22 protein-coding genes, 3 tRNA genes and 1 pseudogene are annotated in these 25,897 nt (G+C 37.8%); 12 read left to right on the plus strand and 14 right to left on the minus strand.

Annotated features, from left to right (window positions below; genetic code table 11):
- The 3 genes from mscK to seqA are packed head-to-tail and all read right to left on the minus strand — an operon-like array spanning position 1 to position 5,360.
- The gene (mscK, locus tag A6B41_RS05020) at positions 1–3,375 is read right to left on the minus strand and encodes a mechanosensitive channel MscK (protein WP_027074721.1); all 3,375 of its coding nucleotides are present in this window, start codon (positions 3,373–3,375) and stop codon (positions 1–3) included.
- Entirely contained in the window at positions 3,368–4,786 is a 1,419-nt protein-coding gene (menE, locus tag A6B41_RS05025) for an o-succinylbenzoate--CoA ligase (RefSeq protein ID WP_027074720.1), read from the minus strand. The genes mscK and menE overlap by 8 nt, the downstream gene beginning before the upstream one ends.
- Before the next feature lie 7 nt (positions 4,787–4,793).
- Positions 4,794–5,360 carry a replication initiation negative regulator SeqA gene (gene seqA / locus A6B41_RS05030; protein WP_027074719.1) on the minus strand — a complete coding sequence of 189 codons (567 nt, stop codon included), beginning with the start codon at positions 5,358–5,360 and terminating at the stop codon, positions 4,794–4,796.
- A 121-nt stretch (positions 5,361–5,481) separates the two neighbouring features.
- Between seqA and A6B41_RS05035 the strand changes: the two genes are divergently transcribed.
- From A6B41_RS05035 to A6B41_RS05050, 4 genes are all read left to right on the plus strand, one after another.
- Positions 5,482–6,273 (plus strand): alpha/beta fold hydrolase, encoded by a 792-nt coding sequence (locus A6B41_RS05035; protein WP_027074718.1) that lies wholly within the window; start codon positions 5,482–5,484, stop codon positions 6,271–6,273.
- A 1-nt stretch (position 6,274) separates the two neighbouring features.
- Positions 6,275–7,003 (plus strand): carboxy-S-adenosyl-L-methionine synthase CmoA, encoded by a 729-nt coding sequence (gene cmoA / locus A6B41_RS05040; RefSeq protein ID WP_027074717.1) that lies wholly within the window; start codon positions 6,275–6,277, stop codon positions 7,001–7,003.
- A gap of 137 nt (positions 7,004–7,140) precedes the next feature.
- The gene (gene purR / locus A6B41_RS05045) at positions 7,141–8,163 is read left to right on the plus strand and encodes an HTH-type transcriptional repressor PurR (RefSeq protein WP_027074716.1); all 1,023 of its coding nucleotides are present in this window, start codon (positions 7,141–7,143) and stop codon (positions 8,161–8,163) included.
- Between the two features lies 1 nt (position 8,164).
- Complete coding sequence (locus A6B41_RS05050; protein ID WP_027074715.1) at positions 8,165–8,767, plus strand: DedA family protein; 603 nt, start codon at positions 8,165–8,167, stop codon at positions 8,765–8,767.
- Between the two features lie 54 nt (positions 8,768–8,821).
- Here A6B41_RS05050 and A6B41_RS05055 read toward each other — a convergent pair whose 3' ends face one another.
- Entirely contained in the window at positions 8,822–9,781 is a 960-nt protein-coding gene (locus A6B41_RS05055; RefSeq protein ID WP_237052509.1) for an IS3 family transposase, read from the minus strand.
- Between the two features lie 74 nt (positions 9,782–9,855).
- Positions 9,856–10,149 (minus strand): annotated as a pseudogene (locus tag A6B41_RS11265) (helix-turn-helix domain-containing protein); the annotation flags it as partial.
- 230 nt (positions 10,150–10,379) lie between these two features.
- Here A6B41_RS11265 and A6B41_RS05060 point away from each other — a divergent pair.
- Together A6B41_RS05060 and A6B41_RS05065 are read left to right on the plus strand one after the other, a co-directional pair.
- Entirely contained in the window at positions 10,380–10,559 is a 180-nt protein-coding gene (locus A6B41_RS05060) for a type II toxin-antitoxin system HicA family toxin (protein ID WP_027074712.1), read from the plus strand.
- Positions 10,560–10,605: 46 nt separating this feature from the next.
- Entirely contained in the window at positions 10,606–11,019 is a 414-nt protein-coding gene (locus tag A6B41_RS05065) for a type II toxin-antitoxin system HicB family antitoxin (RefSeq protein WP_027074711.1), read from the plus strand.
- A 40-nt stretch (positions 11,020–11,059) separates the two neighbouring features.
- Here the strand turns inward: A6B41_RS05065 and A6B41_RS05070 are convergent, their stop codons facing one another.
- The 6 genes from A6B41_RS05070 to A6B41_RS05095 all read right to left on the minus strand — a co-directional run bounded on the left by A6B41_RS05070 (position 11,060) and on the right by A6B41_RS05095 (position 17,104).
- Positions 11,060–12,058 (minus strand): tyrosine-type recombinase/integrase, encoded by a 999-nt coding sequence (locus A6B41_RS05070; protein WP_027074710.1) that lies wholly within the window; start codon positions 12,056–12,058, stop codon positions 11,060–11,062.
- A 224-nt stretch (positions 12,059–12,282) separates the two neighbouring features.
- Positions 12,283–12,359: transfer RNA gene (locus tag A6B41_RS05075), tRNA-Val, on the minus strand.
- Positions 12,360–12,421: 62 nt separating this feature from the next.
- Entirely contained in the window at positions 12,422–13,234 is an 813-nt protein-coding gene (gene apaH / locus A6B41_RS05080) for a bis(5'-nucleosyl)-tetraphosphatase (symmetrical) ApaH (RefSeq protein ID WP_027074709.1), read from the minus strand.
- Between the two features lie 94 nt (positions 13,235–13,328).
- Positions 13,329–15,305 (minus strand): exoribonuclease II, encoded by a 1,977-nt coding sequence (locus A6B41_RS05085; RefSeq protein ID WP_027074708.1) that lies wholly within the window; start codon positions 15,303–15,305, stop codon positions 13,329–13,331.
- A gap of 90 nt (positions 15,306–15,395) precedes the next feature.
- The gene (locus A6B41_RS05090; RefSeq protein ID WP_027074707.1) at positions 15,396–16,187 is read right to left on the minus strand and encodes an enoyl-ACP reductase FabI; all 792 of its coding nucleotides are present in this window, start codon (positions 16,185–16,187) and stop codon (positions 15,396–15,398) included.
- Positions 16,188–16,330: 143 nt separating this feature from the next.
- Complete coding sequence (locus A6B41_RS05095) at positions 16,331–17,104, minus strand: FNR family transcription factor (protein WP_027074706.1); 774 nt, start codon at positions 17,102–17,104, stop codon at positions 16,331–16,333.
- A gap of 215 nt (positions 17,105–17,319) precedes the next feature.
- Between A6B41_RS05095 and A6B41_RS05100 the strand changes: the two genes are divergently transcribed.
- From A6B41_RS05100 to galU, 4 genes are all read left to right on the plus strand, one after another.
- Positions 17,320–17,745: a universal stress protein gene (locus tag A6B41_RS05100; RefSeq protein WP_032847484.1), complete on the plus strand. Its 426-nt coding sequence runs from the start codon at positions 17,320–17,322 to the stop codon at positions 17,743–17,745.
- 198 nt (positions 17,746–17,943) lie between these two features.
- Positions 17,944–20,568 (plus strand): alanine--tRNA ligase, encoded by a 2,625-nt coding sequence (gene alaS, locus A6B41_RS05105; protein ID WP_027074704.1) that lies wholly within the window; start codon positions 17,944–17,946, stop codon positions 20,566–20,568.
- Positions 20,569–20,651: 83 nt separating this feature from the next.
- Positions 20,652–20,828, plus strand: coding sequence for a carbon storage regulator CsrA (gene csrA / locus A6B41_RS05110; protein WP_027074703.1), 177 nt, complete (start codon positions 20,652–20,654; stop codon positions 20,826–20,828).
- Positions 20,829–21,067: 239 nt separating this feature from the next.
- Positions 21,068–21,955 carry a UTP--glucose-1-phosphate uridylyltransferase GalU gene (gene galU, locus A6B41_RS05115; protein WP_027074702.1) on the plus strand — a complete coding sequence of 296 codons (888 nt, stop codon included), beginning with the start codon at positions 21,068–21,070 and terminating at the stop codon, positions 21,953–21,955.
- A 41-nt stretch (positions 21,956–21,996) separates the two neighbouring features.
- Here the strand turns inward: galU and priC are convergent, their stop codons facing one another.
- The gene (gene priC / locus A6B41_RS05120) at positions 21,997–22,515 is read right to left on the minus strand and encodes a primosomal replication protein PriC (protein WP_027074701.1); all 519 of its coding nucleotides are present in this window, start codon (positions 22,513–22,515) and stop codon (positions 21,997–21,999) included.
- A gap of 504 nt (positions 22,516–23,019) precedes the next feature.
- Here priC and A6B41_RS05125 point away from each other — a divergent pair.
- Both A6B41_RS05125 and A6B41_RS05130 read left to right on the plus strand, forming a co-directional pair.
- Positions 23,020–24,069: a porin gene (locus A6B41_RS05125; RefSeq protein WP_027074700.1), complete on the plus strand. Its 1,050-nt coding sequence runs from the start codon at positions 23,020–23,022 to the stop codon at positions 24,067–24,069.
- Positions 24,070–24,275: 206 nt separating this feature from the next.
- On the plus strand, positions 24,276–25,331 hold the full coding sequence (locus tag A6B41_RS05130; RefSeq protein ID WP_027074699.1) for a porin: 1,056 nt from the start codon (positions 24,276–24,278) through the stop codon (positions 25,329–25,331).
- A 183-nt stretch (positions 25,332–25,514) separates the two neighbouring features.
- On the opposite strand, the gene A6B41_RS05135 is transcribed toward A6B41_RS05130, so the two are convergent.
- Both A6B41_RS05135 and A6B41_RS05140 read right to left on the minus strand, forming a co-directional pair.
- Positions 25,515–25,588 (minus strand) — tRNA-Cys (locus tag A6B41_RS05135).
- 16 nt (positions 25,589–25,604) lie between these two features.
- Positions 25,605–25,680 (minus strand) — tRNA-Gly (locus tag A6B41_RS05140).
- Positions 25,681–25,897: the final 217 nt, after the last annotated feature.

The following is a 25,897-nucleotide window of genomic DNA, read 5'->3' on the forward strand; positions in this document are numbered from 1 at the left end:
TTATTCCTTTTCTTTATGCTTTGCGTTGTCTGTTGTGTTAAATTCAAAACGTTTTGAATCAATTTTTAGTTCGTCTTGTGTGTCGTTATTTTTAATAAAAATATCGAGCTGGTTGAATGCGATCTCAATGTCGTGTTCATTAAAGACACGATGAATTTCGCTGTTTAATGCATCGACGGTTGAGGTCCTATCTGCCAGTTCATTTACATAAACCCTCAGTTCGTGGTCTAGTGTACTTGCTCCAAAGTTTAAGAAGAAAGCTCGCGGTGCCGGATCTTTTAATACTTTTGGATTGTCTTCTGCGACTTTTAAGAGTAAGCGTTTTACGAGTTCTAAATCAGATCCGTAACCGACACCGACTTTCACAATCACTCGGGTTGCAGTACTGCTTAAGGCCCAGTTAACCAAGCGTTCGGTTACGAAAGCTTTGTTCGGTACAATCACTTCTTTGCCGTCAAAATCCACTAAGGTTGTCGCACGAATACGGATTTTAGAGACTTTACCGCTAAAAGTACCGATTGTGATTGTATCACCAATTCGCACAGGGCGTTCGAACAAGATAATAATGCCGGATACAAAGTTAGCAAAGATCTCTTGCATACCAAAACCTAAACCAACGGATAGAGCAGTAAATAGCCATTGAAGTTTAGTCCAAGACATCCCTAATGTTGCAAAGGCAAATATCGCCCCTAATGCAATGATGACATAGGTTAATAAGGTTGTAATAGTATAAGGTGTACCTTGAGATAACTTAATGTGTGAGAAGATAAGTGTTTCTAAAACCCCGCCTAGCGTTCTTACTAATACTACAGAAACCACAATAATAATAATTGCTGTCAGTAAGTTAAGTAAAGTGATGGACTCCATTATTGTGCCGGATTGGGTAATTACACTTTGTTGCCATAAGGTAATACCATCTAAGTAAAGCGCAACCGTTACTAAATCTGACCATACCCAGTAGAGAAGCAAGAAGAGTCCTACCCAAAGTACGAAATCAATTAATTTTATCATTTGGTTTTTGACATCACTTACTGCAATGGAGTCATCTCTTAATTCAAATGGAATCTCAATTTCGCTAGAATTTTCATTGTTTTGTTCGGCTCTTGCTTTGGCTGCCTCACGTTTTTCCTGTAAACGGCGATAAGCTAATCGGCGTGATGAAATAGAAAATACGCGGTATAAAATATTACGGAAAATAATCCAAGTAATAATTGCAAAATAAGAGTCAACTAAATGCTCTATAATCACTAAAGCAGTATAGTAATATCCCAGTACAATTAAAATAATCAGAATGATTGGTGCAATTAGCAAGACTACTTTAACTGTGGTTAGCAAAAGATTCGGTGAGCTTTTGGTTTCCCCTGTTGTTACATTCTCATAGGTTGAGATTGCTTGCCTAAAGGCAGGAACAATCATCCAAATCATTAAAATTAGGGTAAAAATAGTCATGATTTGCCCGATCACATCATAAGCTACCCCCATCTCTAAGTTAGTGAAGATTGAGGTGTTTAACAGTAGGGCAATCAACCATACAGAGCGTTTTAAGATGTTATGGAATATTTCATTACTTTTTTGTGGCATATTAAAATGGACATAGCCGATACCATTAGGACGTAACATAGCGACCATAAAAGCAAAATAAAGCCAGTAAACCGCCATTTTTAGTCCCCAAGGCCAAATTTCCACTGGGTTTTGGAATGAAATATAGGTTATAGCAATAAAGCAAGCTAAGAACATTAAAGTACTCGGTAGGCAAAGTACTACTGTCCAAAAAATCGCAATAGGTGTATTCCATTGACTATCGGTTGCAACGGTTTTAAGTTGGCTATTAATTTGAGTTAACTTTCGTTTAATATTGTTTTTCTGGCGTTGAATAAAGGCCGCCAAACACAATAAGAAAGTAACTAATACTCCGGCAGGTAACAGATTATCCCGCCAATTTGAGAAATTAAGTTTTTTGCCAATATCATTAAATTGATAGCCTGCGATATCTACAAATTTGCTAAACCATTCCAAATCCATCGGGCTGTTACTTCTCACCCAGAAACTTTGTTGCTGTAGTTTTTGCTGCAAAGTATCGCTGATGGTTTTAACCTGTTGCTGGTTTAATTCAATATTAATTAATAAATTAAGTTGGTTATTTAATGACTTGATCATTTCTGACAAAGTGTCGGAACGCTCTTGTAAGACCTTGGTCAGTTGCTCTTTTTCTTTAGCAGTGAAAGTTATCTTCTCATCTTTTTCCAAGTTGGCAATATAAGCGGCTGGGTCAGCAAAAGAGTCTTTAAACTCTGTAATATCGAAAACTCGTACACGTAAATCAGCAATTTGTTTAGATAAGCCGGAAATCAATTCATCTTGAGGTAGGGCTTGTTTTTGTTTATTGATGATACGAGAAAGCACAAGAGTGCCTTGAAGCGAGCTGATTTGTTCTTCAATATTACGTTGAGTTTGTTGTAAATTATCTAGAATACTTTTAATGCGTAAATTATCTTGCGACAATTGGCTCATATCTTTTGTTTGTTTGAGTAGCTCTTGGCTGACACGTGTGTTGGTATCTAACTCACGCAAAAGAATTGGGTTTGCAGTCGCATTATTTTGTTGATCTTGAACCGCTTGAGCTTGTTCAACTTTATTTTTGGATTCTTCAACAATTTTGTTGTCAATAGCACTCTGTAAGTTGGTAATTTCAGCTTGTAGGTTTTGCTGAGCTTGTTTCTTCTCATCCAATTGGGCTGAATAGAGAGCAGATAAATTTTCGTTACCATTTAACAAAATCTGGCTATAGCTACTTTTTAGCTCAATTAATTCCAGCTCGGTTTCTAATTTGTTTCTCTCCTCACTACTTATTGAGCTGGAAGCGAGTAGAGTATTGATTACCTGTTTACGTTTAACACTTTCAGTTAAAGTTGATTGTGCTTTATCCGGTGCGGTATTTTGAATAACCAAGTTATTATTAATAACGCTTAAGTCATGTTGCACCACCTCTAATTTAGATTGAGTAGCGGTCAACTCTTTTTGCAAATCAGTTGTTGATTTTTGATCTAAGGCTTCGATGGCAGGAATCATCTCCGCTTTTAATTTTTCAAGATTAGCACGGCTGTTTTTCAGTGATTTTTGAGATTCCTGAATAGATTGTTTTAACGCCTCATTTTCTGCTTTTTGTTTTTCTATTTGAGATAAAAGTGATAACGTTTCTTCAAGTGTTTGCACCAATGCTTTATTCTTTGCATCGGTTTGGTCTAGTTTTTTTGCGCTATCTAGCTGCTGTTTTATTACTTTTTCCGTAGGAATTTCAGATAGAGCATAGCTATTATTGACATGCAACATTAGCCCTAAACTGATGAAAAGTGTTTTTAAAATGTGTTTAAACATGGATTTCCTTTATTATTTTATTGTTTAAATCTTTTTGTAACTCCGTTCTGGAGATTTTGATTGTGCCTTGTTTTTGATATTTTTCAATATCTAGCAGATAGTAGGCAACCGGATGTTTGAATTTTTCCAATTTATCAGACAGCCAAATTTTCAATTTGTTAAGTTCTTGTGAAAAATCCGGATTTTTAAATTGCAATACAGCAACAGGACGTTGACCAAATTCTTTATCCGGGATAGGTAAAATAAAAACTTGTTCTACTAGTTGAGAGTGAAAAATCACCAGTTCAATTTCTTCCGGTTGGATATTTTCTCCTCCGGAAATAAACATATTATCTAATCGCCCCTTTATTACAAGCTGTTTCTGTGCGTTACATACCCCTTTATCTTTGGTTTGAAACCAGCCTTGTTCATTGACAAGCGGTCGAATTGTGTGATTTTTTTGCCAATAACCTAATGCTAAGCTTTCGCCTTTTACCCAAATTTCATTATTTTCTAATTTTACTTCTCGATACTTCAGTGGAAAACCTACATTATCCGATTCATTTTTCACTGCACAAATGGTAGAGGCCATTTCCGTCATCCCATAACTGGCAAAGGTGGTAATACCATATTGTTGTGCTTTTTCTAGCAATTCCGCTGGAATATGAGCTCCACCAAGTAAACATTTTAGAGAAGTCGGTTTTGTTAATTGGTTAAGGTAACGCTGTAATTGAGTCGGTACGAGCGAACTATGAGTGACTTTTTCAAGCGTCTTAAAAAAATTGGCTTTATTTTCAGTTAGATAAAGGGTGGCGCCTTTTAGTAACCAACGCCAGATAATCCCTTGTCCTGACACGTGAAAGAGTGGCAAGCTGAGATGCCAGCTATGTTGTTTTTCAAAACCCATTAATTCACAGACACCTTCAGCGCTGGCTAAATGAGCGGAAATAGAATGAACGACCGCCTTGGGTTTACCTATAGAACCTGAGGTCAATGTTAAGGTGGCTGCCTGTTGAATGTTAAGTTTAGGAAAATGATAACAAGCGGTCATTTTTGCAGAAAAATTTGCAAAGTCATCCTCACAAATGAGTATGTCAACCCCGTTATCTTCTAAGATAGTTTGCCGTTGGAAATCGGATAGAGCAGGATTTAACATTAAAATCTTTGCCCCCATTGCTAGTGTTGTACAGTAGGTTAAAAGACCACATAAGCGATGGGTTCCACTATAGGCGACTAAGCTTTGGGAGGTTATCCCTTTTTGTTGAAAAAAGACTGAAACTTGTTGAAGTAATTGATGTAATTCAGCCCAACTTAATTGAGATGGGAGAGATGAAAAATAGTCTGACTGATCTTTTTCCCAGATAATAGCGATCTTTTGAGCTGTATGAGTAGCCCAAAAGGAAGTCGGAAAAAAAGAACAATCAGCGACCATTGATAATTTATACAAAAAGTGATTGGATACGCTCAATTAAGTGGCTTGGCACTTTCATTGACTCCATAACCGCTTTAAGAATTAAGCCTTTACGCGCAGTATTATTGTTGGTGATGACCCAAAAAGGGGAATCTGGGATCTGTTTTGCTTTTACGCTGCTGCCGGTAGATAAAATCTCTTCTTCACTTTGTGAGAAATAAATTCGCTCGTTACCTCGCACATTTTCAGTTGCTTTGGCGAAAGTTTCCGGATTTGAGCGATATAATGCGGCTAATAGCATAATAAAGCGCACAACATTTTTATTTTCATTGATAAAATGCTCAGATTCTAGGATATGTTCTAGTTTAGAAACGGTTTTTTCAATATTAGATTCATCTTTTTTTGTAGCACGAGAGGGGCTTTTTACTAACTCTTTAAGCTCGTTAATCATATGTTCTTGTACTAAAACAAACGGTTGAGGTGATTCTGGCAAGCGTAGTAAACGACGTAAGATATCTGACGCAGTTTCACCAATAGATTGTGTACGACTTGCAATATACTGATATAATTCATCATCAATTTCGATTCTTTTCATCGGGATCCTCATTCATCTGATCATAAAAACATGTAATTATATGTCATATTATACGCATTATCGCTGTGATTTTATAGAGGATCTTTGCTGAAAATTTGTATTTTAAAAAGCAAAAATTTATATGACAAAACAACCTCTTTTACACTTTAGTTATCAGCCTGTAGAAAATAATCCGAATGCCCAAACCATGGTGTTTTTACACGGTTTGTTTGGAGATTTGAATAATCTTGGGATTATCGCAAAAGCCTTTGCCGAAGAGTATGCTGTTTTACGTGTGGATCTGCGAAACCATGGACGATCTTTCCACGCAGACGAAATGGATTACCAAATAATTGCCGAAGATCTAAAATGTTTATTCAATGAATTAAAGATTCAAAATACAATAATTGTAGGCCATTCAATGGGCGGCAAAAGTGCAATGGCATTAGCTGATATAGCCCCTGAATTAGTGGATAAATTAGTGATTATTGATATAGCACCGGTAACTTATACGCAAAATCGTCATCAACAAATTATTGCAGGCTTAACAGCAGTGCGAAATGCCAAGCCGGAAACTCGACAGCAAGCCAAAGCGATTATGGTAGAATATATTCCTGACGAGGGGATCCAACAATTTATGCTTAAATCTTTTGATAATGCAAGCGAGGAGTCATTCCGTTTTAATTTAACAGCACTTAGCCAAAATTATCAGCACTTAATGGATTGGCATGAGGTAAGAGTAGATAAACCAACCCTTTTTATTAAAGGGGCATTATCAGATTATATTCAGCAAGAATATACGAATACTATTTTAAGCCAATTCCCGCAGGCAAAATCTTTTATTGTTGCGAATGCAGATCACTGGGTTCATGCAGAGAAACCCGATGCCGTAGTTCGTGCTATCACCAAATTTTTAGAAAAATCGAGAGAATAAAATGCAAAAAGATACGTTATTTTCAGCGCCTATTGAAAAATTAGGGGATTTTACCTTTGATGAGTCGGTTGCTGAAGTTTTCCCCGATATGATTCAACGCTCTGTACCGGGGTATTCGAACATCATCACCGCAATCGGAATGTTGGCCGAGCGTTTTGTAACTGATTCCTCAAATGTCTATGATTTAGGTTGTTCTCGAGGTGCTGGAATTTTATCTATTCGGCGCAATCTAAAAGCGAAAGATGTTCAAATTATCGGTGTGGATAATTCACAACCAATGGTTGAGCGTTGTAAAGCTCATTTAAATGCCTATCATTCAGATATCCCTGTTGAGATTTTATTGGATGATATTCGCGAAATTGAGATCAAAAATGCTTCTATGGTTGTGCTGAATTTCACATTACAATTTCTACCAAGAGCAGATAGACTTCAATTACTGCAAAAAATTTATCATGGACTGAACTCAAATGGTGTGTTGGTATTATCGGAAAAATTTACCTTCGATAGTGAGATCATGAATGAATTGTTGATTGATTTACACCATACTTTTAAAAGAGCAAACGGATATAGTGAACTGGAAGTCAGTCAAAAACGTAATGCATTAGAAAACGTAATGTTAACAGACAGTATTGAAACTCATAAAGCCCGTTTGAAAGAAGCCGGATTTGAGCAAGTGGAGTTATGGTTTCAATGTTTTAACTTCGGCTCAATGATTGCAATCAAAGCTTAACAAGCGGTTATATTTCATAACATTTTTGCAAAAAATTTGGTGTAAATAACCGCTTTTAGTTAATGGTTTTTTGCTTTGGCAGAAAACTAAGATAGAATCGGTTATAATCCGAAGAATTTATTTTCAAGGAAACAGTTATGGCAACGATAAAAGATGTTGCGAAACAGGCAGGTGTATCAACTACTACCGTTTCACATGTCATTAATAAAACCCGCTTTGTAGCAGAAGAGACAACTAAAGCGGTATGGAATGCAATTAAAGAACTTAATTATTCCCCAAGTGCAGTAGCGCGCAGTTTAAAAATCAATACTACAAAATCGATTGGTATGATCATTACAACCAGCGAATCGCCTTTCTTTGCTGAGATTGTTCTAGCAGTGGAGGAATATTGCTACCGAAAAGGCTACTCCCTGTTTTTATGTAATACTCAAAATGATCCTGAGAAAATTCAAAATCATTTGGATATGCTTATTAAAAAACGGGTAGATGGTATCTTAGTGATGTGTTCTGAATACACCAATAATTCTTTCGACATTTTCGAAAATACCAATATTCCGATGGTTATTATGGATTGGGGAATGAGTGATGAGCGTAGTGATTTAATTTTAGATCATGGCTTTGACGGCGGTTATTTAGCCACACAGCATTTGATTGAAAATGGGCATAAAGAAATTGCGGTAATTACCGGAAATTTAAGTAAAGAAATTGCACGGACTCGTTTTGACGGATTTAAAAAAGCGCTATCGAATGCCGGTTTAGTTCTCCGTGATGAATGGGTTTTAGAAGGTGATTTTGAACCAGAAGGCGGTTATGAGTGCATGAATAATTTGCTAAAAAGTGGTCAAACCTTACCAACGGCAGTATTCTGTTTTAATGATGTGATGGCATTAGGGGCAATTTCTGCAATTACTGAAAGCGGTTTAGGTGTACCGCAGGATATTTCTGTGATCGGGTATGATAATATCCATAGTTCACGCTTTTACGCGCCACCACTAACAACGGTACACCAATCAAAATCCCGCTTGGGATCAGCTGCTTTGGAATTACTCTTGGCAAGAATAGAAGATAATGAGAAAGCTAAAGAACCAAAAGTATTAGAATTTTTTCCGGAGTTAGTAAAACGCAGCTCAGTTAGAGATTTAACAATAATTAAGGAGTAATATGGAAACGTTAATTGAATTTTTTAGTAGTTACGGCTATTGGGCTGTATTTCTTGTTCTACTTGCCTGTGGATTCGGGCTTCCTATTCCTGAAGATATTACATTAGTATCCGGCGGTGTTATTTCGGGGTTGGGCTATACCAATGTACATTGGATGCTTGTAGTCAGTATGTTTGGTGTATTGATCGGTGATAGCACGATGTACTGGTTGGGTAGAATTTATGGTGAAAAAATTCTTAAGTTTCCATTAATTAGACGAGTCGCAACGCCTGAGCGTTTTGCAACAGTACAAGAACGTTTCGAAAAACAAGGTTGGAAATTACTTTTCATGGCGCGTTTCCTCCCAGGGTTACGTGCGGTAGTCTATCTGGTTTCTGGCATTACCAGAAAGGTTAGTTTTGCTAAATTTTTATTCGTTGATTTTATTGCTGCGATTATTTCTGTGCCTATTTGGGTTTATTTAGGTGATTATGGTGCCTCTAATATTGATTGGCTGAAAGAACAAGTTACAAATGGTCAGCATATTATTTTCGTAATTTTAGGTGTAGTAATCTTATTTATAGGTTGGAAATGGTATAAAAACAAGAAAGTGAAGTCAGCATAACTGAAATGACAAAGGCTATCAATTTTGATCTGCCCCCCAAAAAGTTAGACTCATTTAATTCAAGGACCGGGCCCTGTATTCCACAGGGCTCAGTCCTTTTAATTTCACTTGAATACGCTCATTATTATAGTAATGAATGTAGTTGTGAATCGTCTGCTCAAGCTCGGCAAAGGTCTCAAACCGCTTGCCAAAATAACATTCCGTTTTCAGTCGCCCGAAAAAACTTTCCATCGCCCCATTATCCAAGCAATTTCCTTTTCTCGACATACTTTGCACGATACCGTTTCGTTTCAATATAGCTTGATAACCGACTATTTGATACTGCCAACCTTGGTCTGAATGCAATATCGGTCTCGCACCATCAAGCCTTGCTACCGCTTGTTCCATCATTCGGGTAATTTGCTCAAAATTCGGGGTTCTTGCCAAATCGTAAGCGATAATCTCACCATTAAATAAGTCCTTGATAGGCGATAAATACAGCTTACCTTCCGCATATTTGAACTCGCTCACGTCCGTCACCCATTTTTCGTTTGGCTGAGTTGCCCGGAAGTATTGTGCCAACAGATTATCCGCTATTTTACCTACCTCGCCTTGATAAGAACGATATTTTCGACGCTGACATTTCCCTTTCAACCCCAATTTTTGCATGATTGCTTGGACTTTTTTGTGATTGATTGTCCAACTTCTTCGCAAAACTGACGTGATGCGACGATAGCCGTAATTCCCCTTATTTTCGTGAAAAATCTCGGCAATTTTCTGCGCAATCTCCGCATTTTTATCCACCTTATCGGCAAGATAATAAAAGAACGTACTCCGTCTTAAACCGATAAGTTGCAATAGCATTTCAAGTGGAAAATGATTTCGCAACGATTTTACGACATTGGCTTTTTCCGCATTTTGGCTTGGTTGAGTTCCTGCAACTTTTTTAGAATGGCGTTCTCCGCTTCCAGCTCTAAAATACGATAACGCAAGCGTTCTTCTTCGGTTTTCGGTGGTGGCGGCATTTTCGGGTATTTCGGTTTCATCGGCGGGCGCCCTTTCGGTTTAGGAAATAAACCGTTTATACCTTGTTTATCAAAGGTGTGCAACCATTGGCTGATGATACCCGAATTGGCAATACCAAAATAAAGTGTGGCAGATTCTGCAGAAAATTGCCTGTTTTTGACCGCTTGCACGACGGCTAATTTGAATTCGGGCGGATAAATCCGATTTTTGCCTAAAACCGCTAACCCATTGATACCATTATGGTTATATTGGTTAATCCAGCGTTTTAGGGTCGTTTCCGCAAGCTGAAAATGTTGACGGGTCAATGAACGATTTTTATCGTTTTGAAGATAAAATTCGAGCACTTGCTGTTTGAAAGATAGGTTGTATTTAGTCATAAAAATCTGCACCTTAATCAGTTGGTTGTTTAGTCCAACTTTTGGGGTGCAGATCACGTATCGTATACGCCTTTATATGCTACTGATTTTGTTTAAAGTGTTGAATATCCTGAGTAATTAACTGATTTTGGTGAAGATCATAAAAATAACTCCAATAACCCTAAAAAGTGCTTGCAATATGAAAAGAGTAGAGTTATTATAACTCTATCCTAAATAAGCGAGGTAAAACCATGGATAGCCGAACTTTGATAAAAAGGATTGAGGATGACGGTTGGTATAGAGTTGCGGTAAGAGGTAGCCATCATCAATTTAAGCATCCAACAAAAACGGGGCGTGTTACAGTGCCTCATCCTAAAAAAGATTTAGCAATTAAAACAGTTAAATCAATATTAACCCAAGCGGGGCTGTGATAGCCCCCTTGTTTTAACGGTTTAGGATTTTAAAATAGGAGTTTATATGTTATATCCAATCGCGATTGAAATGGGGGATGATACCCACGCTTATAGTGTTGTTGTGCCTGATGTCCCGGGCTGTTTTTCTGCAGGAGATACGCTCGAAGAAGCCTTTGTTAATGCAAAAGAAGCTATTGAATTTCATGTTGAAGGTATGATTGAGGATGGCGAAGAAATCCCTCAGCCTCAAGGGTTAACCGAGCATAAAGATAAGCCTGAGTTTAAGGGGTTTATGTTTGCATTGGTGGATGTAGATTTAACCCATTTAATGGGTAAGTCGGAAAAAATCAATGTTACATTACCTACTTTACTAATTCGCCGCATTGACGAATTAGTAGCAAGAAATCCAGAATATAAGACACGTAGCGGATTTTTGGCTCAAGTTGCAACTGAGAGGGTATTCTCCCAAGCCTTATAAGCAAAAGCCGATAAATTTTGAGGTTTATCGGCTTTTGTTATTACTGCAGTTTACTCACCAGCTCTGAGATATCGGGGTTGTAGTAGGTATTTTGCAGCATATTTATATCTCTATGCCCTGATACTTTGGCTAAATCCATCACTGACAGATACTTAGACAGACGTGTTAGAGCCTCTCGTCTGGTGTCATGAAAATGTAGATTAGCCTCGTGTAGGTTGGCTTTGCGTTTTAACTTGCGAAATATGGCATCTAGACTACGGCTTGAGAGTTGGAAAACACTATTATCTTTATCCTGCTCAAGCTGTGATAGGTGCTTTAAAATTTCGACCGCTTTAGTGCTTAATGGTACAGTGCGAGCATAGCCGTTTTTTGTTTTTGGCAAATAGGCTGTGCGTTGTTCTAACTTAACGTGTTCCCATTTTAAGCCGGTAATTTCTCCTGCTCGCATTGCAGTTTCTATTGCAAATAAAATCGCGGCTCCCACTCTGTTTTGCATCAATAGCGGTGGCTGAGTAGGTCCGTAGCCTGAAACAAAAATCAGCTTGTCGATTTCCTCTTCGCTATATCGGCGAGTTCTTGCCGGTGGTGTTTTGAGTTTTTCCAGCGTTTTTAAGGGGTTTTCTTTGAGGTAATCCCACTCAAGAGCTTTTGTCATAAGGGCTGACAAGGTGGCCCTTTCTCGTGCTACCGATACAGGTTGCACTTCTTGCAAACGTTGATTTTGCCATTTTCTAAAATGCTCTTTTGATAATTCCGGCAGGGCAACATTACCTAAACTGCTGCGTGCAATGCGGAGTAGGCGGAATCGCTCCTCGCGTTGTCCTCGTTTTGTTGGTGTTACCTCTTTGAGATATTTGTCAATCAGCTCGGCAAATAAGATGTTTGGGGTGGTGTTGTACTCGCCGGCATCTATTTGAGCCTCTATCGCATAAGCCCAGCGATTAGCCTCTGTTTTTGTACTAAACGTAGCCGCTTTGTAAATACCTTTTTTGCGGATTTGGACTCGGTATTTGTTGCCATTCTTAATGATTGTAGCCATTTTTTCTTCCTTTGTTTGTGTGCAATTTGAGTGTGCAAATTTGTGCAAAGGAATGTTAATGGAGATCATAAACGATCAATAAATATCAAGTTTTCATAAGAAAAACACTTGATTTATTGAGGTTATGCTACACTTGGGGAGGTATTATAAATCATTAAGTTATTGATTTATTAAGGGATTTTTTGGATAAAAGCACGAATGGGGATTTTCGTGCTTAAAAATAATGGTGCGACTAGCTGGACTCGAACCAGTGACCCCCACCATGTCAAGGTGGTGCTCTAACCAACTGAGCTATAGTCGCGATATGGGAGGAATTCTAATAGAAAAAATCCTTGCATGCAAGGTGGTATAGACGCTATTTGGTTATTTTAAACGCGGTTGAGTGAATAATTGTTTATCTTCCCAGCGGATCATTGTTAAATAGCTGCCCCAAGCACAGCCGGTATCTAAGGCGTAGATATTTGAGCGACTTGATTTCCCCATCAAACTTGCCCAATGCCCAAATAAAATTTCGGTTTTTTCAAATAGCGGATTAGCTAATTCAAACCAAGGTAGTAGTTCTTTTGGCGCTTCTTCAATTGGTAATTTACAAGAAAAATCTAACCGCTTGTCAGCGTAACAAAAACGCATACGGGTGAAAACGTTGATGATATAACGCCAGCGTGCAACTCCTTCTAAATCCTCACTCCAAGCTTCCGGCTGATTATCATACATTTGGCAAATATAATCTGCATAGTTGGGGCTTTTTAAGACTTCCTCAGCTTCTTTAGCACAGGATAAAGCGGTTGCTAAATCCCATTCAGGGCTTATGCCTGCATGGGTGAGTAAAAATTGATGAGTTGGGTGCTGGATGACAAGCGGTTGATTTCTCAGCCAATTTTGCAAATCAGCACGATCTTCCGCTTGGAAAATACTATCGACTTTATCATTCGGTTTGACTTTTTTAAACCCAAGTAAAGTAGAAAGTAAATGTAAGTCGTGGTTACCAAGCACAGTTTTGGCGTTATTTTTCGGCTCTTTGACAAAACGTAAGCAGGAAAGAGAATCTTCTCCACGAGCGACTAAGTCGCCAGTTAAATAGAGTTCATCTTGTTTTGGGTTGTAATTCACTTTTTCCAGTAAAAGCTGAAATTCTTTAAAGCAACCGTGTAAGTCGCCAACGATATATGTTGACATATGTTGTCCCATTTCCGTAGGGCGAAAAATTTTTCGTCCTTTCAAAAGATTTCCTAATATGATGGGGCGAATAATGATTCGCCCCATCATATATTTATACGATATTCCCCACGATAGAACGTGTTTCTAAACGTACTTCAGTCAGTTTCACCTTAACTTCTTGCCCAATTTGATAAGCTTTTTCGCCTTTGATGTAAAGGGCAAGTTCTTCTTGGCGATACTCTATTTCTTCCTTATTATCATGTAAGCTCGAGAACGGTACAAATATTTGTGCCCCGTTTTTGATGATTTTTGCACGTAATCCACCACGAGAAACATCTGCAATTTCGCATTCAAATTCGACCGCTTGTTCAACCATCGGGAACAGGTAACGGGCATAGAGCCAATCGGCAATGTCACGTTCAACCAGACGATTTTGTCGGCGGGCCTCTTGCAGGCGAGTTAAAACAGATGCTTCAACTGCCTTGATTTGTTTGCCTAATAAAACCTGCTTGATTAAGCGGTGATTAACCATATCGCCATATTTACGGATTGGTGAAGTCCAGGTCGCATAATGGCTGATACCTAACCCGAAGTGTGGCGCCACTTCAGATTTGAACTCCGCAAAGGTTAAGTAACGGCGTAGACGTAATTCCAAGAATTTTTCGGGGAAATCTTGAGTGTCACGTTTCATTTCACAATAGCCTTCCAGAGTCGATAATCGTTCGGCTGAGTAACGCTCAGCAAGCACTTCTCGGTTTTCGTCGGTTGCTAAAGTGTTTAGTAAGAAGGTTTTCACTAATTCAAGATTTTTTGCATCAAAACCTGCGTGGGTATTGAATACACCTGTTTGGGCATGTTGGCTTAAGAATTTCGCACAACAGATATTCGCCAGTATCATTGATTCTTCAATCATTTGATTTGCAATTCTGCGATGTTCCACATGGATATCTTTTACTGAACCGTCTTCATTTAATTCAAAAGAGTAATCGCTTTGTTCTTTAAATTGCAAGGCATTTTTAGCTCGCCATTGAATACGGGTTTGAGTAAATTGATGCAACCAATCAATTTGCTGTTTGGTTTCAGCTGAAGTAGGCTGCCATGCATTTTCTACACCTTCAAGATAGTCAGATATATTATCGTATGCCAGCCGATCTTTAGATTCCACCCAAGCGGAAGTAAAGGTTGTTTCGGTTGCTAAGTTACCTTCTAAATCAGTTTCGATAAAAGCTACTAATGCAGGGCGTTTTTGATTTGGTACAAGAGAACAGAGATCATCTGATAATTCTCGTGGCAACATCGGAATGTTAAAGCCCGGTAAATAGTTGGTAAAGCAACGTTCTCGAGCTGCTTTTTCGATATTGGAATTTTCCGGAATATAGGCGGTTGGATCGGCAATCGCCACCACTAAACGCCAGCCGGTTTGGATGTTGTTATCTAAGATAGGCTCAATATATAAGGCATCGTCCATATCTTGTGTGCTTGGGCTGTCAATGGTTGTGAAATAAAGATGAGACAAATCCTCACGCATTAATTCATCTTGTAGTACGTAGCTTTTTTCATTTGCTACAGGTTCACGAGGTTGTTCGTGGCGGGCAAGCGTTACCCACCAAGGTGCAAAATTATCCTCAGCTTTGCAGATAAATTGAGTGACTTGAGCGAAGAAGAAGCGGTCATCTCGCAACGGATGGCTTTTAAGCTGTGCAACTACCCAATCTCCGCTTTCTAATTTTTCAGTGATTTTTTTGTGGGTATTTGCAGGAATAGCTTGTTTAATGCTTGGATGATCAACATTTAATTGTAATTTACCTTCTTTATTTAAACGTACTTGGGCGATGAAACGTTCGAGCATTGGTTCAATTAAAGAATCTAGCTCAACTTGTTCTTTATCACCATCACGTTTAACGACAGCTTTAACAGTGTCTCCATGCATGACTTTCTTCATTTCTGACGGGGGGATGAAATAGCTTTTTTTCTCGCATTCTAAAAAGCCAAAAGCCTTATCTGAGCTTTTAACTGAGCCTTCTACATATTCTTTACTGGCTTCAATTTGTTGTTTTAATTGAGCTAAAAGGGGGTTATCTTGGAACATAATTCTAATCTGATAAAAATAAATAAACCCTCTTTCAAGAATATTCCAGAAAGAGGGACAAGCGGTTACATTTTTTTAATTTTTTGCAAATTATTCTTCGTCGCCTAATTCGCCCATTGCCATTACGCTAAAACCGGCATCTACGTGTAATACTTCGCCCGTTACTCCAGAGGCTAAGTCAGAGCATAAGAATGCTGCTGAGTTACCAACATCATCAATAGTCACTGTGCGGCGTAATGCAGCGGTTTTTTCAAATGCAGAAAGCATTTTTTTGAAGTTTTTAATACCTGAAGCGGCTAAGGTACGGATTGGACCGGCAGAAATTGCATTGACACGAATGCCTTCTTTACCTAAGTCTGCTGCCATTACGCGTGTTGCAGCTTCTAATGATGCTTTGGCTAAACACATAACGTTATAGTTAGGGATTGCACGCTCTGCACCTAAGTAACTTAATGTTAATAATGAAGCATTTTCATTTAAGAAAGGACGAGCGGCTTGAGCCATTGCGACGAAGCTGTATGCGCTAATATCGTGTGCAATGCGATAACCTTCACGGGTTGCTGCATTTACATAATCGCCATCTAATTGGTCGCCGGGAGCGAAGGCTATAGCATGAACAAAACCGTCAAATTTTTCCCAATGTTTGCTTAATTCAGTAAAGCATTCTGTAATGCTTTCATCGGTTGCAACATCTAATGGAAGCACGATATCTGAACCAAATTCTTTAGCAAATTCTTCTACACGTGGTTTTAATTTATCATTTAAGTAAGTGAAAGCTAATTCTGCACCTTGTTGTTTCATCGCATTTGCAATACCGTATGCGATTGAACGGTTGCTTGCTAAGCCTGTCACTAAAATACGTTTACCAGTTAAGATACCCATAAAAATTCCTCTATATTATATTCATTGGGGCAAAAATTATTTCGATTATAGCGGATATACTGGGAAGGGGCAAATGATGTTAAGAGCTGATCGGATGAGAAACCCTCTTAATTTGTTTATTAAGAGGGTTTGTATATATTAAGCTAAGCTGTTGTTTGCGCAATAACAGGTTGCTGTGGTTTAATTGCACCTGCCATTTCAGCAAGTTCTTCCATACGGTTGATAATAATATATTTACCTTGTACCGTAATCATACCGCTTTTTTGGAATCTGCCTAATAAGCGGCTGATAGTTTCAATAGTTAAACCAAGATAGTTACCAATATCACCTCTTGTCATAGTTAACCGAAACTCCTTTGCAGAAAAGCCTCGAGCAGAATAGCGTTGAGAAAGGTTATATAAAAATGCGGCCAGTTTTTCTTCGGCATTCATTTTTGAAAGGAGTAAAATCATCTCTTGATCACTTTTGATTTCATTGCTCATTAAACGCATAATTTGATGGCGGATTTTAGGCATTTTGCCGGCAAGGTCATCTAAAATATCAAAAGGAATTTCACAGATCATTGAGGTTTCCAATGCTTGAGCATATCCCTCATGCTGCATATTAGTAATAGCATCAAAGCCGATTAAATCACCCGGTAAATGGAAACCTGTAATTTGTTCCTCACCGCTTTCGCTTAAGGTATAAGCCTTTAAGGTGCCGGAACGAATAGCGTAAAGCGATTTTAGTTCATCCCCAGACTTAAAAATCACTTGAGATTTTTGAACCGGTTTTTTACGCTCAATAATATTATCTAATTGAGTTAGCTCAGTTTCATTAAGCGTAAATGGTAAACATAGCTGGCTGATACTGCAGTTTTGGCAATGAATTGTGCAGGATGTGCGTCCATTGGGTTTTAATTCAGATACAATTTTCATCCATTTAACCTTGATTTTGGCAATTTTTGATTTAGAACAAAGTTTACCATTAAAGTGAAATTAAGCAAAGTGGGGTAGAAAAAATTAAAAGAGAGATAAGACATCATAAAATTTTTACAAATTTTCGATTTTGCGATCTACTTCAAGTTTTTATTAAACGGACTGTGCTAGTATGTCTATATAAACCCAGAAACTCTAAAAACAAGGAGCTTATTATGTATAAACATATTTTAGTCGCAGTCGATCTTTCGGAAGAGAGTCTTGTTTTAGCACGTAAAGGGGCAAGCTTAGCTGCTAAATGTGGTGCAAAATTGTCGCTTATTCATGTTGATGTGAACTTCTCTGATTTATATACAGGATTAATTGATATTAATATGTCTTCAGTGCAAGACGGTGTTGTTGAAGAAACTAATACAGCATTAGCTGAGTTGGCTGCTAAGGTCAATTATCCGGTGTCTGATTGTTTAAACGGCACGGGAGATTTTAGCCAAGTATTGCAAGAGGCAGTTGAAAAACACGATGTAGATCTATTGGTTACCGGACATCATCAAGATTTCTGGAGTAAATTCATGTCATCAACCCGCCAAGTAATGAACAATATCAGTGTAGATATGCTTGTTGTCCCATTAGCTGATGAATAATACGTAAATCTTTAAGTAAAATTGACCGCTTGAAGTAGAATTTTCTTATTCAAGCGGTTCTTTTTTCAAGAAAATTTACAATTAAAGAAGAGAAATTATTGAAATAAGCTAAACATAACTAACAAAATTCAGCAAAAACTGTGTAAAATAGCAAGATAACTTAACTATTTAATTTCCATTTTTTAAAGAGTATTTTACATGAAGACAACCTCAGATATCAGACAATCTTTTCTTAAGTTCTTCGAAACCAAAGGGCATACCATTGTTCCAAGCAGCTCGTTAGTTCCGGAAAATGATCCGACATTATTATTTACTAATGCAGGTATGAACCAATTTAAAGACGTGTTTTTAGGCTTAGAAAAACGTCCTTATACCCGAGCTACCACAGCACAACGTTGTGTACGTGCAGGGGGAAAACATAACGATTTAGAAAATGTAGGTTATACAGCTCGCCACCATACTTTTTTTGAAATGATGGGAAATTTCAGCTTCGGTGATTATTTCAAACAAGATGCGATTAAATTTGGCTGGGAATATTTAACTTCTCCACAATGGTTAGGCTTACCGAAAGAAAAACTTTACGTTACTGTATATGAAACCGATGATGAAGCCTATGAGATTTGGAATAAAGAAGTGGGCGTGCCGGCAGAACATATTATTCGTATTGGTGATAACAAAGGCGCACCTTATGCTTCGGATAACTTCTGGGCAATGGGGGATACCGGTCCTTGTGGTCCTTGTACTGAGATCTTCTACGATCATGGTCCTGAGCATTGGGGTGGGTTACCGGGTACACCAGAAGAAGATGGTGACCGCTATATTGAAGTATGGAACATTGTATTTATGCAATTTAATCGTTTAGCAGACGGTACAATGGAACAATTGCCAAAACCTTCTGTCGATACTGGTATGGGATTAGAGCGTATGACTGCAGTGATGCAACATGTTAACTCTAATTACGAGATTGATATTTTCCAAACTTTAATTAAAGAAGTCGCATCTCTTCTTAATGTAACAGATTTAGACAACAAATCCTTACGGGTTGTAGCAGACCACATCCGCGCATGTTCTTATTTAGTTGCAGACGGTGTTACGCCGTCAAATGAAGGGCGTGGTTATGTATTGCGCCGTATTATTCGTCGTGCAGTTCGTCACGGAAATATCTTAGGTGCAAAAGAAGCCTTCTTCTACAAACTTGTTCCAACCCTAGCAAAAGTTATGGGACAAGCAGGAGAGGTATTAACTGAAAAACAGGCTCAGATTCAAAAAACCTTAAAAGCAGAAGAAGAACAATTTGCTCGCACGCTTGAGCGTGGTTTAGCGTTGTTAGAAGATGCTTTAACGAAAGTGGAAAATAAAACACTTTCAGGTAGTGTAGCATTCAAACTATATGACACTTACGGCTTTCCACTTGATTTGACTGCAGATGTTTGCCGTGAACGCGAAATTACTATTGATGAAGCTGGTTTCGAAGCAGAAATGACGGCACAGCGTGAGCGTGCGAAGGCAAGCAGTAACTTTGGTGTGGATTACAACAACGTTATTAACGTAGAAGGTCAAACCAAATTTTTAGGTTATGAACAAACTGCATATAACGCAAAAGTACTCAGTTTATTCTGTAATGGTGTTGCAGTTGAAAAAATTGAATCGGGCGATAATGCCGTTGTGATTTTAGACCAAACACCATTTTATGCAGAATCTGGCGGTCAAATAGGTGACGCAGGTGAGATTAGCTCACCACTGGGTTTATTCCAAGTGAATGATACACAGAAATACGGTCAAGTTTGGGGGCATATCGGACAACTTAATGGTGGTGTTTTAGCTGTTGGTGATGTTGTTTCTGCCCTAGTGAATGTTGAACGTCGCAATGCTATTACTTTAAACCATAGTGCAACTCACTTATTGCATGCGGCACTACGTCAAGTATTAGGTGATCATGTCGCACAAAAAGGCTCTTTAGTGTCAGAGCAGATTTTACGTTTTGATATTTCACAGCCTGAAGCCATTACAAAAGCACAATTAGAAGAAGTTGAGCGTATTGTGAATGCCAAAGTGCGTGAAAATATTCAAGTGGTTATCGAAGAAATGGACATTGAATCGGCTAAAGCAAAAGGTGCTATGGCCTTATTCGGTGAAAAATATGGCGATGTTGTTCGCGTTGTTGATATTCCTGAATTCTCCATTGAGCTTTGCGGTGGTACACACATTAGACAAACCGGTGATATCGGCTTATTCAAAATTACCTCAGAAGGTGCCGTAGCAGCAGGAATTCGCCGTATTGAAGCTGTAACAGGCGAAAATGCGATTGTCTGGTTACATAACCTTCAACAGGCTGTGCAACAAAGCGCAGAATTGCTCAAAGCAGATAGTAATTCATTAGCTGAAAAAATTATTCAGTTACAAGAAAAGGCGAAACGCACAGAAAAAGAACTTCAACAATTACAAAGTAAATTTGCCGCGCAAGCAGGAGCAGATTTAGCTAAACAAGCTACCCAAGTCAATGGTGTGAATGTGGTTATCCAACAATTAGAAAATGTGGAGCCAAAAGCATTACGCACCATGGTAGATGACCTTAAAAATCAATTAGGCACAGCTGTGATTGTCTTTGGCTCAAATGCAGAAGACAAAGTAAACTTAATTGTTGGTGTTACAAAAGACTTAACCCATAAAGTGAATGCAGGTGAACTTGTAGGAGCAATGGCACAAAAAGTAGGTGGAAAAGGAGGTGGTCGTCCGGATATGGCGATGGCCGGTGGTTCGGAACCACAAAATCTTCCATCTGCTTTAGCCCTTGCTACAGAGTGGATCAGCACAAAACTTTAAAATAATAATAGGCGAGGATGAACTCGTCTTAAAAACTTTGCTCTATAATTATCATAGAGTTTTAAACCCATTAGGAGACAATTATGCTTATTCTAACTCGTAAGATTGGGGAGGTTTTACTCGTAGGAGACGATGTTGAGATTACGGTGCTTAACATTCGAGGAAACCAAGTAAAATTAGGTGTGAATGCACCCAAAGAAATCTCGGTACACCGACAAGAGATTTATGACAGAATCAAAGCCTTGGAAGAGGAAAAATAGATGCACTCATTACCTTAAGGGAAAACATGATGGAAAGACTAATGTGCTTCAAAGTTTTGATATTCTTTGTCAATGAGGTATAGAGTTAAGTTTTTACTTATTAGGTAATGAGTAATGCTGATATTTACACAAGACACAAGCGTTTTGTAAAATTTTCATGAAATATGACCGCTTATATTTATGCAAGCGGTTTATTTCGGAGAATTTTTAGCAAACTCAAATATGATTAAGGATTTCAAATGAAAGTTATTATCCCTGTTGCCGGCCTTGGTACTCGTATGCTACCTGCAACTAAAGCGATTCCAAAAGAAATGCTTACACTTGCAGATAAGCCGCTAATTCAATATATTGTAAATGAATGTGTTGCCGCGGGCTTTAAAGAAATTGTGTTAGTCACACACTCTTCCAAAAATGCCATCGAAAACCATTTTGATACTTCTTTTGAGCTTGAAACAATGCTTGAAAAACGAGTTAAACGTCAACTTTTAGATGATGTGCGCTCGATTGTACCAAAAGACGTTACTTTAATTCATGTTCGTCAAGGACAAGCAAAAGGCTTAGGTCATGCGGTATTATGTGGACGTGCAGTGGTTGGGAATGAACCTTTTGCGGTGGTGCTACCGGATGTACTACTGGGTGATTTCACCGCAAATCCTAAAACGGAAAACCTTGCTGCAATGGTAAAACGTTTCAAAGAAACCGGAAACAGCCAAATTATGGTTGCACCGGTACCGATGGAAAATGTTAGCAGCTATGGTGTTGCAGATTGTGATGGTGTTGATATTCCGTTAGGTGGCTCAGCTAAAATCTGTCGAATGGTTGAAAAGCCAAGTGTAGAAGATGCACCGTCTAACTTAGCGGTAGTTGGCCGTTATGTATTCTCTGCAAATATTTGGGAGCTACTAGAAAGAACGCCGGTTGGTGTAGGTGATGAAATTCAATTAACTGATGCAATTGATATGTTGATTCACCAAGAAACAGTTGAAGCCTTTAATATGACAGGTCGTTCATTTGACTGTGGTGATAAAGTTGGCTATATGAAAGCTTTCGTAGAGTACAGCCTAAATCACGATAAATGCGGCAAAGAATTTAAGGTTTTCATTAAAGAACTAGCGAAATCGTTATAATTCTCTTAAACATTAACACCATACATTGTATGGTGTTAACTTCATCTAAACTGTAATTCTTGTTCTAAATCCTCAATAGCTTTTAAACACTTCATTTTACGGTATTCCGTCTCGGTTATTTGATTTTTTAATGCTTGGCTTAACACTTCATCTTCTTCATTATAATTCTGCTCCATTAACCAGCTGATTTTTTCATTTAAAGCTCGTAGTGCCTTACGATATTCTTGCAAACGCTTATTGGGTGATAAGCGATGAATATTCATAGGGAATTGAAATGAAGAATGAAATTGAAGCCTTTTTTTCTCTTTTTGAATATTTTCAACTGCTTTATTTAAGGCATCAAATTGTTTTATTAACTTATCGGAATAGTATTCAACATATAAAGTATCGTGCTGAGAGAGTAGAATTTCAGCTGTTTTTTCTATTTCTGTAGTAAAAAAATTGACCGGTCCGGATTTTCGGGAAAAATAGGTCGAGTTAAGTACAATATTCTGTTCTAAAAAAGGCGAAAATACAGCTAAATTCTGTTGGATTTGAGTAATAAAATGATGTTTTTGCATAGCTGGTTCTATATTGCTATCGGATTTTATTGGCTCTACATTTTATACAAGTCTTTTGGAAATGTGAAATGTATTGCTACAAGCGGTTGTTTTTTACTAATTTTTTGCAAATAAAACGCCTAAAAATGCTGGCATAACGAACAAAATTCTAAAAATGTGAACTATGTCACAAAATAAATGAACTTTTTCGGAAAGTTGTAATAGATCAAAATGCGTTTATAAATTCATTATATTTCAATGAGTTATGAAATGAAGTTAAACTTTAAAAATTGTGCAAAAATCCTCCAAATGAATAAATGATTTCATAACCAATTGATTTTAAATGATTTTTTTATGGTTTTCGCTTGTGGCTGGAAGTATTGACATTAAGTTTTCTTTTTGCAATTATGCTTGCGAACACAGTGTGAAGCATTTGCTGATACATTGTAGCTTGGAGAGTTACTCTTACACCTTAACGAGAGTAATTACTTATTATACAACATATAAAAATCTAAGGTGAAAATTATGAAAAAAACATTAGTTGCATTAGCAGTAACAGCATTCGCAGCGTCAGCAACTGCAAAAATCGATCTTTACAGTCAAGACGGTACAACAGTTTCTACTGATGGTCGTGTAAAAGTAGTTGCTCATAAAGAAACAACAAAAGTAAACCGTGACAAAACTAACTATGGTCACTCAGCATTATCAAATGATGGTACTCGTTTAGGTTTAACAGTAAATCATAACATCACAGAAGATTTCTATGCATTAGGTCGTTTAGAGATTCGCTTCGATGGTGGTGATAAAAAAGGTAGCGATAACTGGGGTAATGCCTATGCTAAACGTGCATTTGTGGGTTTAGGTCACAAACAATATGGTCAAGCAACCTTCGGTAAGCAATTATTAGTAGGTGATGATATTGGTCGTATCGGATTAGATAACTACTACAATGTAGGTTCAGCATATGCTCCTGTAGGTGGTTGGACAATCTTAAATGAATCTTCTGACTCAGCGGTACGTTATGACTACAAAGGTGTACAAGGCTTAACATTAAGCGCTGACTATAGTTTTGCTAACAAACATGACACAGTAGGTTCAGATAAAGCAGGTTATGGTGCAGGTGCAATTTATGAATTTGCAGCAGGTGAAGGTACAGCAAGCGTATCTTTAGGTTATGCGCATAAAGATATTGAATCTGGTAGCAAAGTTAAGAAAGACCAAGATGGCGTATTTGGTGGCTTTAACTATGTAGTCAATGGTGTTAAATTAGGTGTTGACGGTGGTTATAGTGTACGTAAGTCAGGCGATGCTAAAGACAAATTAAATTATGTACGTACTGGTTTACGCTATGATATCCAAGATACTAAAACTGGTGTTTATGGTAACTACTCTTACCTAGTAGTTAAGAGCGGTCAAGAAAAAGATAAAGCACACCAATTCTTATTAGGTGCTGACTACAGCTTCCACAAACATGCTAAAGTGTTCGTAGAAGGTAAATTAGCGAAAGCACGTTTTGATGATAAATCTAAACAAACTGACAAAGGTATTGCAGCAGGTTTAATCGTATTCTGGTAATCCTTAGTCGCTAGATTATAAAATTAACCCCTAACAATGAAAATTGTTAGGGTTTTTTTATCAATCATAGGGCAGGTCTCCATGTTAGTTTGTAAAAATACCCTTGACAAATCTATGTAGAATAGGGAATATAGCTCTGGAGAATTAATGCTCCATTTTGAGCAAAAAATTCTTTATGATTTATTTTTTATATAAGGGAAAATCAAATGAAAAAAACACTTTTAGCTTTAGCAGTTGCAGCATTTGCAACTTCAGCATCAGCAGAAACTATTTTCGATAAAGAAGGTACAAAAATTGATTTTTCAGGTTCTATTCGTGTAATTTTGGATAATCAAACTAAAAAAGAAAATGGTAAGACTGTGAGAGAGGGTGACAACGGGCACTCTCACTTGCGTAACAACGATACTCGTTTTGGCTTAAATATCACACATGCATTAAATGATAATGGATACTATGCAGTGGGTGGTTTGCAAACTCGCTTCAAAAACGATTCAGCATCAGGTTTTGGTACTTTATATGCTCATCACGCATTTGTGGGGTTAGGTAAGACGGGTTACGGGCAAATGACCTTTGGTAAACAACTCAGTATTGCTGATGATGTAGGACTTGCAAATGACTATGAATATGGTTTATTAGCAGACTATGTGCCAACTTCAAGCACAAATAGCATTCGTTACGACTATACTGCGATTGAAGGTTTAACTTTAAGTGCAAACTATAACTTTGGGCAGAATACCAAAAATGATGGTACAGCATTAAGTTTAGCTAAAGGTGAGCAAATCAAAAATGGCTTCGCTTTTGGTGGTATTTATGAAGCAAACAACTGGATTTTCCATGGGGTTTATGGTCGTACAAATTACAAAGCAAATACTTCAGAAAAACATCGTGCAGATGCGTTTGATGCAGCGATTGGTTATAACGTAACAGATGCATTGCTTGTTGGTGTTGACGGTGGTTACCAAGTTGAGAAAACCGGTTCAAGCAAAGATAAATCATTCTATGTTGGCCCAATGGCTAAATTCCAAGTAACGGATAAATCTTCAATCTATGGTAACTATCTATATGGCCAAACCAAAAATGAAGACGGTAGCAAAGATAAAACTCACGGTTTCTTAGCTGGTGCTGACTACCAGTTCCACAAACATGTTGTTGCTTATGTTGAAGGTAAATACGTGAAAGGAAAAGAATTCAACGCAAACGGTATTCGTGGTGATAAAACAACAGAAAAAGCAATCGGTGTTGGTATGCGCGTAAATTGGTAATTTGCCAATAGAATGTGATTAAACCCCTCATATTTAATTTGTGAGGGGTTTTATTTTTCATAAAAAGGATTAATTATAATTAGATTAAATGTTTTAAGGGTTATAAGAAAGTTTATTGGCAGGGTAATAAAATAACTGTAGGTCTCAAACTTTTTCTATAATTTAATGAGTGCTTAGAATTAATGGAGGCGTGTCCCGGAGTCGAACCGAGCTACATGGATTTGCAATCCAGTGCATAACCGCTTTGCTAACACGCCATATGAATTGAAAATTTGGAGCGGGAAACGAGGCTCGAACTCGCGACCCCGACCTTGGCAAGGTCGTGCTCTACCAACTGAGCTATTCCCGCATTTGAATATTCCATAACATTGCGTCCTGGAATGAGATGGCATTTTACGGATTTATCGTTTTATGTCAATGCTAAAATGAGAACTTGTTTTCTAAGTGTTGAAAAAAAACTCACTGCTCTTAGTTTTAGGTTTAAAAACAAGCAATAGACTGATTTTTTGACTGTTAGCTGAGACTTTTTTATTAGAAAAGTGAAAAATCACTCCTTGTTTTCAGTG

The sequence above is a fragment of the Mannheimia granulomatis genome (assembly GCF_013377255.1).
Lineage (GTDB): Bacteria > Pseudomonadota > Gammaproteobacteria > Enterobacterales > Pasteurellaceae > Mannheimia > Mannheimia granulomatis.